Annotated in this window: 14 protein-coding genes; 3 read left to right on the plus strand and 11 right to left on the minus strand. The window is 48.8% G+C overall.

Features of this window, described 5'->3' with window-relative positions; genetic code table 11:
- The first annotated feature begins 1 nt into the window (after window position 1).
- Window positions 2-1,300, plus strand: coding sequence for a phenylacetate--CoA ligase family protein (locus HMPREF3144_RS07205; RefSeq protein ID WP_070477194.1), 1,299 nt, complete (start codon window positions 2-4; stop codon window positions 1,298-1,300).
- Window positions 1,301-1,391: 91 nt separating this feature from the next.
- On the opposite strand, the gene def is transcribed toward HMPREF3144_RS07205, so the two are convergent.
- Window positions 1,392-1,916: a peptide deformylase gene (def, locus tag HMPREF3144_RS07210; protein WP_048767716.1), complete on the minus strand. Its 525-nt coding sequence runs from the start codon at window positions 1,914-1,916 to the stop codon at window positions 1,392-1,394.
- Window positions 1,917-2,069: 153 nt separating this feature from the next.
- Between def and dprA the strand changes: the two genes are divergently transcribed.
- On the plus strand, window positions 2,070-2,984 hold the full coding sequence (gene dprA, locus HMPREF3144_RS07215; RefSeq protein ID WP_246823927.1) for a DNA-processing protein DprA: 915 nt from the start codon (window positions 2,070-2,072) through the stop codon (window positions 2,982-2,984).
- Window positions 2,985-3,111: 127 nt separating this feature from the next.
- Here dprA and HMPREF3144_RS07220 read toward each other — a convergent pair whose 3' ends face one another.
- The 10 genes from HMPREF3144_RS07220 to HMPREF3144_RS07265 form a co-directional block, all read right to left on the minus strand.
- Window positions 3,112-4,020 carry a hydroxymethylglutaryl-CoA lyase gene (locus tag HMPREF3144_RS07220; RefSeq protein WP_070477198.1) on the minus strand — a complete coding sequence of 303 codons (909 nt, stop codon included), beginning with the start codon at window positions 4,018-4,020 and terminating at the stop codon, window positions 3,112-3,114.
- 23 nt (window positions 4,021-4,043) lie between these two features.
- Window positions 4,044-4,490 (minus strand): HIT family protein, encoded by a 447-nt coding sequence (locus HMPREF3144_RS07225; RefSeq protein ID WP_048767721.1) that lies wholly within the window; start codon window positions 4,488-4,490, stop codon window positions 4,044-4,046.
- Between the two features lie 17 nt (window positions 4,491-4,507).
- Window positions 4,508-5,308: an indole-3-glycerol phosphate synthase TrpC gene (gene trpC, locus HMPREF3144_RS07230; protein WP_018025488.1), complete on the minus strand. Its 801-nt coding sequence runs from the start codon at window positions 5,306-5,308 to the stop codon at window positions 4,508-4,510.
- Between the two features lie 18 nt (window positions 5,309-5,326).
- Window positions 5,327-6,364 (minus strand): anthranilate phosphoribosyltransferase, encoded by a 1,038-nt coding sequence (gene trpD, locus HMPREF3144_RS07235; protein WP_070477200.1) that lies wholly within the window; start codon window positions 6,362-6,364, stop codon window positions 5,327-5,329.
- A 32-nt stretch (window positions 6,365-6,396) separates the two neighbouring features.
- Window positions 6,397-6,972, minus strand: coding sequence for an anthranilate synthase component II (locus tag HMPREF3144_RS07240; protein WP_036556836.1), 576 nt, complete (start codon window positions 6,970-6,972; stop codon window positions 6,397-6,399).
- A 21-nt stretch (window positions 6,973-6,993) separates the two neighbouring features.
- Window positions 6,994-8,517 (minus strand): anthranilate synthase component I family protein, encoded by a 1,524-nt coding sequence (locus HMPREF3144_RS07245; RefSeq protein ID WP_048767726.1) that lies wholly within the window; start codon window positions 8,515-8,517, stop codon window positions 6,994-6,996.
- Window positions 8,518-8,873: 356 nt separating this feature from the next.
- Window positions 8,874-9,584, minus strand: coding sequence for a phosphoglycolate phosphatase (locus HMPREF3144_RS07250; protein WP_070477202.1), 711 nt, complete (start codon window positions 9,582-9,584; stop codon window positions 8,874-8,876).
- 3 nt (window positions 9,585-9,587) lie between these two features.
- Window positions 9,588-10,292 (minus strand): ribulose-phosphate 3-epimerase, encoded by a 705-nt coding sequence (gene rpe, locus HMPREF3144_RS07255; protein WP_141742751.1) that lies wholly within the window; start codon window positions 10,290-10,292, stop codon window positions 9,588-9,590.
- 29 nt (window positions 10,293-10,321) lie between these two features.
- A complete protein-coding gene (prpF, locus tag HMPREF3144_RS07260) occupies window positions 10,322-11,512 on the minus strand; it encodes a 2-methylaconitate cis-trans isomerase PrpF (protein WP_070477206.1) in 1,191 nt (396 codons plus the stop codon).
- 137 nt (window positions 11,513-11,649) lie between these two features.
- Window positions 11,650-13,143 (minus strand): DEAD/DEAH box helicase, encoded by a 1,494-nt coding sequence (locus HMPREF3144_RS07265; protein ID WP_070477207.1) that lies wholly within the window; start codon window positions 13,141-13,143, stop codon window positions 11,650-11,652.
- 556 nt (window positions 13,144-13,699) lie between these two features.
- On the opposite strand from HMPREF3144_RS07265, the gene HMPREF3144_RS07270 reads away from it, so the two are divergent.
- Window positions 13,700-14,551, plus strand: coding sequence for a hypothetical protein (locus HMPREF3144_RS07270; protein ID WP_070477209.1), 852 nt, complete (start codon window positions 13,700-13,702; stop codon window positions 14,549-14,551).
- Window positions 14,552-14,625: the final 74 nt, after the last annotated feature.

Here is a 14,625-nt window from a genome sequence, read left to right on the forward strand (position 1 = left end):
GATGGATCTCAAGAGTAATGTGCGTAGCGATAAAAAAGCGTCGCCTTATTACAGCTCACGCGAGCTGCGCTCCAAGGATGAGCGTGAGTTTGAGTTGTTTTCTCAATTGCGCCATAATCTGCGCGAATTGATGCCACAAACGCCCCGTTTGCAAGAGCAGTTGCAAGGGATTGATATCGCCACACTACAAAGTCGTGAGGATTTAGCCGCTATCCCCGTGGTGCGTAAATCCACCCTGATGCATCAACAGCATGCGTTACGGGGTAGCGGTGATGTGTGTGAAGGCGTGTTTGGTGGTTTTGCACCGGTGTCTTGGGGGCAGGTGGCACGGGTTTATGCCTCGCCAGGACCGATTTATGAATTGGATAGCAGTCGACCCGACTATTGGCGCATGGCGCAGGCTCTGTATGCCGCCGGTATACGAGGCGGGATGTTGGTGCATAACTGTTTTTCCTATCACTTTACGCCAGCGGGTAATATGCTGGAAAGTGGAGCCTTAGCTCTGGGTTGTTCAGTCTTTCCCGGTGGTATTGGTCAGACTGAGCTACAGGTGAAGTCAATGCAGGATTTGCGCCCTCAGGCTTATACTGGTACACCCAGCTTTTTGAAAATTATTTTGGAAAAGGCCGATGAGATGGGGGTCACAATCGATAGTTTAAAGCATGCGCTTTTTACTGCCGAAGCCTTTACCCCAACCATGCAACAATGGTTCGCCGAGCGTGGTATTGATGGTTATCAATGTTATGGTACCGCCGATTTAGGCTTAATTGCCTATGAAACCTCAGCCCGTGATGGCTTAGTGGTGGCAGAAGATATTATTCTGGAGATTGTATGCCCCGGTACGAACGAACCAGTGCCTGAGGGTGAGGTGGGTGAAGTGGTGGTGACCACGCTCAATCCCGACTATCCACTACTACGCTTTGGTACCAGTGATATGTCAATGATCTTAAGTGGTCATTCTGCCTGCGGTCGTAGTAATGATCGCATCAAGGGTTGGATGGGCCGTGCCGATCAGAGCATTAAGGTGCGTGGCATGTTTGTTCACCCTGAACATGTGGCTGAGTTAGTTAAGCGCTTGGACGGTGTGAGCAAAGCACGCATCGTGGCCGATGCTAAGGTAGGTAGTGAAAATCTTATCTTGCGCCTAGAGCGAGCCGAGGCCACCGATGAAGCGTGGATTGCCAAGGCAGAATCAGCGGCGCGCGAAGTGATTAAGCTGCGTACCGTGGTTGAGGTGTTAGCACCGGGGACCTTGCCGAATGACGGTTTAGTCATCCAGGATCAGCGTGATTATGAGTAGCTGATACGGTCCGTTATAGTCATCGGGGTGGGCACTGGGCACGATAGCTTATGTACTTAGCGCTCACCCTAGCTTTGAAGCCGCTTTGAGTCTAAACTCGTTGAGCCTCTCTTTTAGCCTCGCGCTCGGCTTTTTTGATTTTAGTGCGGATACGGTTTTGCTTTAAGCTCGAAAGATGCTCAACAAACACCTTACCTACTAAATGATCCAGCTCATGTTGAATACAAATGGCGAGGAGGCCGTCTGCCTCTAGGCTAAACTTCTCACCTTGTTCATTGAGCGCTTCTACCGTGATCTCGGAGGCGCGCTCAACCTTATCATAAATGCCGGGCACCGATAAACAACCCTCCTCATAGACGGTTTTATCATCGCTACGAGCGGTAATTTGTGGATTAATTAGCACTAACAGATCATTACGCTCTTCGGAGATATCAATGACGACAATACGCTCATGAATATCAACCTGTGTCGCGGCTAGACCGATACCCTGTGCATCATACATCGTTTCCGTCATGTCCTTAACGATTTGACGGACTCGATCATCCACCTCTTGCACCGGTTTGGCGATTTTATGTAAACGGGGATCAGGGTACTTAAGAATTGATAATATTGCCATTCGTTTAGAAATAAAAAATCCATAGATAGCTGTATTTTAGCATTTTAGCGGTGGATGTTTTTAGCCAATAGCTGAATTGTTCTTTAAGATAATGGCAAAATAAGCAGATGATAAGTTTAGTGATGGTGAGCGCTGGCGGCGGGGTGATAGGGTATGAGTAGCATGGGCATCGATGAGTTAAAAGCTTGGTTACGTTTTAGTATGGAGCCTGGTGTTGGGCCGGTGACGGGGCGGGAGCTGTTGGCTAGGATTGGTTTGCCACAGTTGATCTTTGATGCTTCTTATACCAGTCTAGCGGCTATGTGCTCGCCAGAGATTGCCCGCAGTTTAAGTGCGCCCCCGTCGGCGGAGATTGAGCAGCGGATTGAGCTTAGTTTGGATTGGCTGCAAAGTAGTGCGGTTAATGGCATATTAACCCTCCCTGATGCGGACTACCCGGCAGAGTTGCTGAGCATTCCAGATGCCCCTTTTTTACTGTACTATGCAGGTCAAATCGAAACCCTGAAAAAGCCAAAACTTGCGATTGTCGGCTCACGCCATTCAACCGCTGGAGGTAATGACAATGCCCGTGCTTTTGCGCGTTATTTTGCCGCTAAGTCATGGGCTGTTGTGAGTGGCTTAGCTTATGGTATTGATAAGGCAGCGCACGAGGGGGCCTTGGCCTCGGCTCAGCCGGCAGCCACCATTGCGGTGATGGCGACAGGCTTGGATCTGGTCTATCCGGGGGAGCATATTGAGTTAGCCGTGCGGGTCCGTGACCAGGGTCTTTTGCTGAGTGAGTACGGTATCGGTATGCAAGCCAATACGCATCATTTTCCACAGCGCAATCGCATTGTGGCGGGGCTGAGCTTAGGCGTGCTGGTGGTGGAGGCGGCTAAACGCAGTGGTTCATTAATCACTGCCAAACAGGCCTTAGAGTATAGTCGTGAGGTCTTTGCGATTCCAGGCTCTATCCATTCGCAGTTGGCACGTGGCTGTCATCAGTTGATTCGCGAGGGAGCAAAGCTGGTCGAGCGTGCGGCCGATATTGAGGAGGAGCTACGTGCCGCCTATCGTATTCCGGATTGATGCTCAGCTAGCGATTAGGATAGCTGTTGCAGCGCTACCGCTGTGGTAGTGTCTTTATCATAAGCCGCCGTCCACGATCAAAAAGAGCGTCCGGCCAGGGACGCTCTCATCATCTTAAGGGCTCGGCTTAGGCAGCGCACTTGGCAATTAAGGCGCGGCCAACACGGCTAGCATTTTGGCGACCGATTTGATCGGAAATCCATTGGCCGATTTGCACCGTTTTGTCTAAATTCATACCGGTTTCAATACCCATGCCGTGAAGCATATAGAGTACATCTTCAGTGGCAACATTACCCGTGGCACCCTTCGCATAAGGACAGCCACCGAGACCGGCCACGGAGGAGTGGTAAATACTAATCCCGGCCTGCAGTGAAGCAACAATATTGGCTAGCGCTTGACCGTAGGTGTCGTGGAAGTGGCCAGCAATTTTTTCTTTAGCTACGATATCTGTCACGCGTGACATCACCTCATACACTTGGGCTGCCGTACCCACGCCGATGGTGTCAGCTATATCGATTTCATCACAGCCTAAGTCCTGCATGCGCTTAACCACGTCAAGTACTGATTCGATGGGCACCTCACCTTGATAGGGGCAACCAAAGGAAGTACTGATACTGGCGCGCAGTAGCACCCCGGCCTCCTTGGCTAAGCGAGCAACATCGACAAAACGCTCAATGGATTCGGCAATTGAACAGTTGATATTTTTTTGAGAAAAAGCCTCACTGGCCGCACCAAAAATGACGACCTCATCAGCGCCATTAGCTAGGGCACCCTCAAGACCGCGCACATTTGGTGTCAAGGCAGCATAAACCACACCGCTTTTGCGCTCAATCCCTTGCATAACCTCTGCCGCATCGGCCATTTGTGGTACCCATTTAGGTGATACAAATGAAGCAGCCTCAATTTTTGGGGCGCCGGCATCAACCAAACGATTAACTAATTCAATCTTGGTGGCGGTGGGTACAAACTCCTTTTCATTTTGTAGACCGTCGCGCGGGCCCACCTCCACAATGGTGACTTTTTTTGGGAAATCCATTGTCTACACTCCTCGTAATGATTTTAATGGCTGATCGATTTTAAACGATTTATTAGTGTTGCTTCATACTGTGCCAGCATTTTTTGCTGATTGGCTAAATAGTCCTGCTGCGCTGCATTAGCGGGCGAATGTTTGGGGCTAGACCAAATGGCATCCGGATAATGTGGATCCTGCTCAAAGCGAGGGATAATATGCCAATGCACGTGTGGTACCATGGTGCCGAATTGGGCAAGATTGATTTTAGTGGGTGCAAGCACCTCGCGCTGCACCGTTTCAACTAACCATACATAATCCATTAAGGCGTGGCGTTGAGCCGGTGCTAGATCGCTCATCTCCTGATAATGCGCTTGTAAAATGACACGGGTAAAGGCAGGGTAGTTCGGCTCTTCAGCATTGATAATGCGTACAAAATCATTTTCCCAAAGTAGCCTACCGCCCACCTCCGTGCATAAGACACATTGCTTTTGCATCCTCCAACCCCTTTAATTTAGTCTTGTGCCATCATGGCCGCTAGCGCTTTGCCCGGATCCTCTTGGCGCATAAAGGCCTCACCGATTAAAAAGCCGTAGACATCGTTATCATTCATTAATTTGACGTCATCACGGCTTAAAATGCCGCTTTCAGTGATTAAAAAACGATCTTTTTCTTGGGCGAGCATGTTTTTTAAGCGCAGGGTATTGTGAATATCGGTTTTAAAGCTACGTAGATCACGGTTATTGACGCCAATCATGGGTGACTTAAGCCTTAAGGCGCGCTCCATTTCACTTTCATTATGAACTTCGATTAAGGCATCCATGTTCAAGTCCATGGCGATTTGCTCGAAATCCTGTAATTGCTTATCATCCAAAGCGGCCACAATCAGTAAAATACAGTCAGCACCAAAGGCACGAGCGCGGTAAATCTGGTAGGGATCCACCATAAAGTCTTTACAAATCACGGGTAAGGCGCAGGCAGCACGAGCGCGTCGCAGGTAGTCATGAGAGCCTTGAAAAAACTGCGTATCGGTTAATACTGATAAGCAGCTTGCACCGCCCGCCGCATAACTGATGGCTAAGGCATCGGGATTAAAGTCCTCACGAATCACGCCTTTAGAGGGTGAGGCCTTTTTAATTTCGGCAATCACCGCATTTTTCTTAATATCAATACGCTCTTTTAAGGCATTGGCAAAGCCGCGCGTATCTTGACGTGCTTCTGCCTCTCTTAATAAATCATTGCTGCTGCGCGACTTTTTGAGCTCAGCCACTTCCGCGTGTTTGACCTTAAGAATTTTTAATAAAATATCGTCCATCACACTTCCAAATCGTACTTACTGTTGTGGTCTCAGGGTTTGACTGAATTGGCAGAATTGCTGCATTTTAGCAAAGGCAGCACCGCTTGCCAGTAATTCTTTAGCCATGTCAATCCCTTCTCTGATGCTGTTGGCTTTGTTGCCTGCATAAATGGCTAGACCCGCATTAAAAATGACAATATCTAAAGCCGGTCCCGCTTCATTTTTTAAGACACTTAGCATGATATCGCGCGATTCCTCTTTGTTTTTTACACGATAGCTGCGGTTGGAAACCATCGACATGCCGTAGTCCTCTGGGTGAATTACATACTCGAAGACCTCGCCGTCTTTTAGCTCACCGACTAAGGTGCTGGCGCCTAAGGTTGCTTCATCCATGCCGTCCATACCGTGCACAATCAGCACATGGTTGGCGCCTAATTGCTTTAATACACGCACCTGAATACCTACCAAATCGGGGTGAAAGACCCCCATTAACTGGTTGCCGGCATTGGCCGGATTGGTCAAGGGGCCGAGGATATTAAAGATGGTACGTACACCCAATAGTTTACGAATGGGTGCAATGTTTTTCATGCTGCTATGATGAAAAGGGGCAAACATAAAGCCAATACCAGTTTCCTGAATACTTTCGGCTACCCGCTCAGGCGGTGTCTCCACAAAGGCGCCCAAGGCCTCCAAGCCGTCGGCGCTACCAGCGGGGCTGGAAGCACTGCGATTACCATGCTTGGCAATGGGTACGCCAGCAGCGGCTGCGACAAACATAGCGGTAGTAGAAATATTAAAGGTATTTGAGCCATCGCCACCGGTGCCGCACATATCGAGTGCTTCTTCTGGATGGGCTAATGTGACGCGGGTGCTGAACTCACGCATGACCATGGCAGCGGCGGTAATTTCGTCCACCGTTTCTTTCTTAACGCGTAAACCAATTAAAAAGGCCGCTGCAATTTCTGGAGGCATTTCACCTCGCATCAGCGTGCGCATTAAGCCAATCATCTCATCTTCGAAGATTTCACGATGCTCAATCAGACGAGTGAGGGCTTCTTGATAGGATATTTTCATTAGATATGCTCCGTTTGACGCCACTACCGTATTTATTGTGCGTATTTTAAAAAGTTATTTAATAGCTCATGACCATATTCACTCAATACCGATTCGGGATGGAATTGCACTCCGAATACCGGCAGTTCTTTATGTGCCACGCCCATGATTTCACCATCTTCACTTTCTGCGCTAATCTCTAAACATTCAGGTAAAGAGTCACGTTCAATCACCAAGGAATGATAGCGTGTGACAGTAAAAGGTGAGGGAATATCACTAAAGACATCGCTACCACGATGCGTAATGGTGGAGGTCTTACCGTGCATTAATTGCTTGGCACGAATGATGTTACCGCCAAAGGCAGCGCCGATCGACTGGTGCCCCAAGCAGACGCCTAAAATTGGCACTTGGCCAGCAAAATGCTTAATCACATCCACGGAAATACCGGCTTCAGCAGGCGAACAAGGACCGGGGGAGATGCAAATTAAATCGGGATCCAGTGCCTCGATCTCAGCAATGGTAATTTCATCATTACGCGCTACGGTTACCTCAGCGCCCAACTCACCGAAATATTGCACTAAGTTATAGGTAAAGGAGTCGTAGTTATCGAGCATAAAAAGCTTAGTCATTTGATATTTCCTGTGTTGTTATTAAATTGGCTTATCTAAACCATATTGCACTTGCTCGGCAGCGCGTAGTACGGCACGTGCCTTATGCTCGGTTTCTAACCATTCTTTTTCGGGAACGGAGTCGGCAACAATACCGGCTGCGGCTTGTACATACAGATTGCCGTTTTTAATTAAACCAGTACGAATGGCAATGGCCATATCCATGGTGCCGTTATAGCTGAGGTAGCCTACAGCGCCGCCGTAGATGCCGCGACGTACTGGCTCCAACTCATCAATGAGCTTCATGGCTTGCACTTTAGGGGCGCCAGTCAGGGTGCCGGCGGGGAAAGTCGCCCGTAGCACATCAATGCAATCCATACCTTCCTTGAGAATGCCTTTAACATTGGACACTAAATGCATCACATGTGAGTAATTTTCTACCGCAAATTGATCCGTCACCTCAACGCTACCGGTTTGAGAGACGCGACCAATATCATTGCGAGCTAAATCAATTAACATCACATGCTCAGCAATTTCCTTAGGATCGTTTTGTAATTCCTCAGCCAAAGCTTGGTCCTCTTGCGGTGTACGACCACGTGGGCGAGTGCCAGCTAAGGGACGAATTGTCACTTCGGTATGCTCCTCACCATCGCTATTAAGCACATGCTCTTGGCGTACTAAAATTTCCGGCGATGAACCCACCACGTGGAAGTCGTCGAAATTGTAGTAATACATAAAGGGCGAGGGATTGAGTGAACGTAGCGAGCGGTATAAAGAGAGTGGTGAATCACGGAAGGGCTTACTAATAACTTGACCGATTTGCACCTGCATCAAATCACCCGCCGCAATATGCTCTTTGGCCTGGGCAACCGCCTCTAAAAAGTCCTCTTTAGCAAAAGGACGCTCTTCTGCAGTGACTAAACTAGCCAAGCTATACGGGATTTCAACTGGCTGGCGCAGCATACGACGTAAATCCAGGAGGCGCTTTTGCCCTTTAGAGTAGCTATCCTCTACCCCTGGATCGGCATAGACTAAAAGATAGGTGCGACCAATGACATTATCCACAATCACCGCCTCATCAATATGCATCAGCATAATATCCGGCGTGCCTTCTTCTTGTCCATGGGGGAATGGCTTAACTGCCGGGCCTAAGCTGGGCTCCATATGGCGCACTGCATCGTAGCCGATATAGCCAGCTAAACCACCGGTAAAGCGAGGGATGCCCGGGCGATTAGCCACATTAAAACGTGCCATGTAGCTACGAATAAACTCAAAAGGGTCACCCTCATGCGTTTCTACAATTTGACCGTCGGTAATTAATTCGGTGGTGTTGCCGATATTGCGGATCACGGTGCGCGCAGGTAAACCGATAAAGGAATAACGACCAGAACGTTCACCACCGACGACGGATTCGAGTAAGCAACTCATTTTGCCGCGCTTTTTATCCGCATGGGCAAGCTTTAAATAAATACCCAAGGTGGTGTCTAAATCAGCATAGGTTTCTTGTAGTAGAGGAATGCGGTTGTAACCTTGAGCCTTGAGGGCGTTAAATTCAATTTCAGTCATGGTAATTACTCTCTTTCAAGTGGTAGCGTTTGACCGGGTATCCTTAGTATCAACGTAAAAAAACCCGGTTACTCGAGGTACCGGGTTAATACATCAGTCTTTAAGTTTAGGATTAATTTCAGAGTTTTCAGAGCTACTATCTAGTGAAGACGCTAAATTAAGCCTTAAGACACCATAAACCCGGCGCGCAAAAGCCACCAACGCCAATAATAGGCGATGTTGTTAAGGGCGTAAGCGATAGGGTTAAATGGCATCATTGTAAAAAAATCGTCAAATCCTAATGGATGAATAGTAAAAATGGTAACACAGTTTTATGAAAAAGGTGTGACAATTTTCCTTTTTAGTTTAAGCGCGGCTTAATTAGCTTCGGATAATGCGTTTTGTCTTTCAACCCATTGCGCTACGGCCACTAGATCATCGACGACCGCACCATGCACCGGCGGCGTGATGGCTTGACCCTCATTGTAGCCATAGGGCAGCATCAGGCAGGGGATGGCGGCCGCCGCAGCGGCGGCAGAGTCATTCAGTGAATCACCTACAAAAACGGTATGGTGTGAATCGCTCTGTAGCTGTTGCATGGCATATAACAGGGGTTGCGGATGGGGCTTTTTGTGCTCGCAGGTGTCACCGCCCACTAGCACATCAAAGTAAGGCAGAATGCCTTTTTTCTCCACCAGTGGGGTAGTAAATTCCATCGGCTTATTGGTGACAATGCCAAGGCTTAAGCCCATGGCTTTGAGCCGATCTAAGCCCTCACGCACCTGGGGATAGAGCACACTGCGATCGCCATTGCTTGCATGATAATGACGCTTGAAAATGGCCTTGGCTTGCTGAAAAAGCGCTGGATCCGCACTGGTAGCCTCAATATCATCGGCTAAAAAGCGGATGATCAGACGCTCTAGGCCTTTACCTACAAAGGTGCTAAGCCTTTCCTCGGAGAGCATGGGGCGTCCTAATTCGCTTAAACTTTGATTGGAACAATAGGCCAAATCCGGCATGCTATCAACCAAGGTACCGTCGAGGTCAAATAAGACGGTGGTGATGGTGGCGTGGGTTGTGCGTTTCATCAGTTAAATTTTAATTAATTTACCGTCGGCTAGGGCAATTTGCTCACGCATTTGTCCAATCACGCTTTGATAATTATCAGCACCGAAAATAGCTGAGCCGGCCACAAAGGTATCGGCGCCTGCCGCCCGCACCTCAGCAATATTGTCCACCTTAATGCCACCATCAACCTCAAGACGAATCGCTTGACCGCCTGCCGCTGTCCAGGCATCAATGCGATGACGTAGCCGGGTGATTTTGTCGAGGGTGGAAGGAATGAACTGTTGACCACCAAAACCGGGGTTGACCGACATCAGTAACACCATATCCAGCTTATCCATAACATAATCCAAAACGCTCAAACTGGTGGCTGGGTTGAGTACAAGACCGGCTTGACAACCATGCTCACGAATCAGATTTAAGCTGCGATCCACATGTTTTGAAGCTTCCGGATGGAAGGTGATCATATTGGCTCCCGCCTTGGCAAATAGCGGGATAAGGCTATCAACCGGCTCTACCATGAGGTGCACATCAATCACCGCATCGGTATAAGGACGAATGGCTTCACAGACTAAAGGGCCGATGGTGAGATTGGGGACGTAGTGATTATCCATCACGTCGAAGTGGATCCAGTCGGCGCCATCAGCAATCACTTGCTTTACCTCATCGCCCAAACGGGCAAAGTCGGCAGATAGGATGCTGGGGGCGATAATCGCAGGAAGTAAGCTCATGGTAGATACGTTGTTCATTAGATTAAAAATTAAAAGCAGTCGCCGGGCACATGCACCCAACCGCTCATGATAATACGGGCACTGCGGCTCATAATGGCCTTTTTCACTTGCCATTGACCATTCTCTTGAACCGCTTCAGCGCCTACCCGTAAGGTGCCTGAGGGATGCCCGAAGACCACGCCTGCGCTAGTGGCACCGCCTGCCGCCTGATTAACCAAGGTGCCGGGCACCGCGCTAGCCGCCGCAATGGCGACTGCTGCCGTACCCATCATCGCGTGATGGAGCTGCCCCATGGATAAAGCACGCACATGTAAATCAATGGCATCGGCTGCAATGGCTTTGCCACTGGAGGTAGTGTAGTCCTGTGCTGGTGCTACAAAAGCGATTTTAGGGGTGTGCTGACGGTCTTTAGCCTCTTGCACGTCGTTGATTAGGCCCATGGCCTTGGCACCGTATGCGCGGATCGTCTCAAAGCGAAGTAGGGCCTCGGGATCACTGTTAATATCGCTCTGCAACTCAGTGCCTTTGTAGCCTAACTCCTCTGCTTTTAAGAAAATGGTCGGAATCCCTGCGCTAATCATGGTCGCAGAAAATGTCCCAATGCCTGGTACTTCCAATTGATCCACTAGATTGCCGGTAGGGAACATTGAAGCACCTGCTTCCCCGTCATCATCCGAGGGATCGATAAACTCAATAATAATTTCAGCGGCAGGAAAGGTCACGCCGTCTAACTCAAAATCACCCGTTTCCTGTACCTGACCGTTAGTGATAGGGACATGGGCAATAATGGTTTTTTGAATGTTGCGCTGCCAGATCTTAATTGTGCAGATACCGTTGTCAGGGATTTTTGCTGGATCAATTAAACCGACCTGAATGGCAAAGGGTCCAACCGCCGAGGTTAAGTTACCGCAGTTGCCGCTCCAATCAACGAAATCATTGCTAATGGCTACCTGACCAAATAAATAATCCACATCGTGCTCAGGCTGCGTGCTTTTGCTGACAATGACGGTTTTGGAGGTGGAGGAAGTGGCGCCACCCATACCGTCAATTTGCTTGCCGTAGGGATCGGGACTACCAATCACTCGCTTTAAAATCGCATCACGCGCTGCACCTGGTTGTTGTGCCGCTGGCGGTAAATCATTTAAGCTAAAAAATACCCCCTTACTGGTGCCGCCACGCATGTAGGTGGCAGGGATTTTAATTTGTGCGACCTGGCTCATGTCTGATCTCCAAAATATTATAGTTTATGACTTTCGATTATAACGCTTATTGATAAAAAAATGCCGGGCGCTGCTAAAAAGCATTCCCGGCATGGAGTAGAGCGTGGGCGGTGCGACGTTACCGCTGCGTAGGCTTACTAGTAAGCCATGCGATCGAGAACAGCGCGGTTTACTCTTTCAATCAGTGCTTTACTGTTTTTGCGTAGCTTGCGACTTGGGCGTACGCCATCCATTGCTAGCGTTCGCTCGGCACCCTCGCGACGATCGTTGTGCTTGCGTGCTTTGGCTGTGCTCTGCGAGGCCGCTTTGGGGCGACGCGCTGGCTGCGCTACCTTAGCCGAAGCGGCGTTGTTTGTGCGCTCAAAGTCTTTGTCTAAACCGTCAAAATCGCTTGCTTTTTCACGGCGTGGCGCAGTGCGACGCTTGGCGTTACTGGCTTTAGCACTATCTCGGCGAGCTTTGGAAGCATTGCTTTTAGGCTTGGTGCTTTGACGAATAGGCTCTAAGCCATCAATGGTTTCCACCTCAAAGGGTTGACCAGTAAAGCGCTCAATTTTTTTAATTTTAATGCCCTCAGCAAAAGTAGCAAAACTATAGGCGCGACCATCCCGTCCGGCGCGACCCGTGCGACCAATACGATGTACATAATCCTCAGGTTGCAGCGGTAAATCAAAGTTAATGGCGTGGCTAATACCTTGCACATCAATACCGCGTGCGGCCACATCAGTGGCTACCAGCACATGTAGTTTGCCATTTTGTAATTGAGTAATGGTGCGATTACGTTGGCGTTGATTCATATCGCCATGTAAAGCGGCGGCTTTGTAATCATTGTCTTTGAGACGCTGGGCCAGATCCTCGGCACTGCGTTTGGTCGCCGTAAAGACAATGGCTTGGTAAACCGGCTCATTATCTAAAATATGCCTTAAGAGGCGGAACTTATGTCCGGCATTATCCGCATAGAGTAGGGTCTGCTCAATATTTTCGTGCTTTTGCGTTTGGTTGGCGACATTAATGCGGACCGAGTCCTTTAACATACTCGCTGCTAATTCCGCTAAAGTGCGTTCAAAGGTGGCGGAGAACATTAAGGTCTGACGAGACTCGGGGGTATGCTTCACAATGGCTTTCATGTCCTCCAAGAAGCCCATATCTAACATACGATCCGCCTCATCCAATACCAAGGTCTCAATTTGTTTGAGGTCGACACGAGCGGCGTTGAGGTGATCAATTAAGCGTCCCGGTGTGGCCACTAAGACATCAACTCGGCGGCTTAAGGCGTTAATTTGTGGGCCGTAAGGCATACCACCAACCACCGTCGCAACTCGTAAACCACGCATGCCTGCACTGTATTGCTTGGTGGCAGCGGCTACTTGCAGCGCCAATTCACGAGTCGGTGTGAGTACCAGTAAGCGCACGCTTTGCTGCTTAGTGGCAGGCGTGGTGGCGATACGGTGTAAGGCGGGGAGCACGAAAGCAGCTGTTTTACCACTACCGGTTTGGGCGCTGACGATTAAATCCTTACCCTGAAGGGCAGCGGGAATGGCGGTGGATTGCACCTCGGTGGGTTCAACAAAGCCAGCTTTTTTTAAGGCAGATAGCAATACCGGTGCTAAGCCTAATGATTCAAAAGACATAGTAATTTCCTTATTAATCTCGTGTCGGTTTATATCGTGCCGACCGGATCAACGCATGGTGAAACTACGTCAGGGGTTGGAGCGATAATATACAAAAACGAACTGTTTAAATATAAACCAATCGCTTGCGATGAAGCATCGTTTAAAAGCGCTGGTTGTGATTTGAGTGAGTCGTGTGGCGGCTGTGATAGCCAATGGATGGATGCCGTGACTTATTCAGATAAGCAATTCATTATAAAGGGTTTCCCCTAGCTGTCAAGTATTAATCTTTGAACGAGGCAAATGCTTAAGTTGTAAGCTGTGCTTGTTGTTTTTTGATGCCTTGGCGTGGTCTTTGGCTTGTGTTTTGGACGGTGCTGGTTGAGGTCGTAAAACGTGCGTTGCTAGTTAATATCGGATTGATTTTGAGCTAGCTATGCGACTAAATTTTTGCTGGATTTATACGTAGTTTTGACTAGGTATTCAAGGGTATGTTATTGGCGCCAATTATTCATTAGTCTAATGCAATATCGATCTAATTTATGGTGAGTATAGAGAGAAAATCGCGAGGTTTTTTATGAAGCAGACATTGGATTGCGCTATCTTGCATTTTGATCAGGTGGCTGGGCGTGGGGTGTCAGGACAAGCGGCGTTGGCAGATGGTTCCGATAGGTTTAAGCAAGTTGTGATTAAGCATAAGCGCTTGCGAGTTCACGATGTCGCTTTATCCGAGTTAGTGCCAGCGACCGACGAGCTTCAGTTTCGCGAGGAGGATCGGCAGTTTTTATTGATGCAGTTGATGCGCTATGATGTGGTGATCCTGTTATTAAATACCGAGAGTTTAAGCTTGGCGCGGCGCTTTTTGTTTTTTATGCATAGTGCCGAGGAGTTTCATCCAAATCTATGCCCAGTCTTTGCCTTAGTCTCCGGGGTGCAACCAGTCGCAATGATTGATTTGTTGCGTTTGGGTTTAAGTGATTTTATGCGTTACCCCATCAATCAGGAGGAGTTGCGAGTGCGGCTGTTAGCGGCAGCTAATAAGCCGAGTTTGCATCGTTCGCATGATTACACTGTGACGCGGACTGCGACTCATGATGGCATCGTAAGTTTAAGTGCGCCGAGTCACCCATCGTATCAGGAGCCGAAGCGCGCATTTTTTGAGGCGCTGTTACGGAGTGCCGAGCAGCATACGGGTCATTATGCCTTTGCTTTCAGTGACCAGCATGTTAGCTATTACAATGAGGGTTTTAAGGAGGCTAAACAAAACGTGGTTGACCGCTTTGAGCATGGCTATTTGAGCTATATGTTACGCTCGACCAAGGGTAATATCGCACAAGCCGCCACGCTGGCTAAGAAAAATCGCCGTTCTTTTTGGGAGTTGATGCGCAAGCACAAGATTGATGCTGAGCAGTTCCGTCCGGATGTTTAGGTGGATTCATTTGTTTAAAGAGGGGTAGTCGTTTATAATTTGTCATCAAAAATTAACGACGAGTGCGCAGGATT

The organism is Oligella sp. HMSC05A10 (assembly GCF_001808335.1).
Taxonomy (GTDB): domain Bacteria; phylum Pseudomonadota; class Gammaproteobacteria; order Burkholderiales; family Burkholderiaceae_B; genus Oligella; species Oligella urethralis.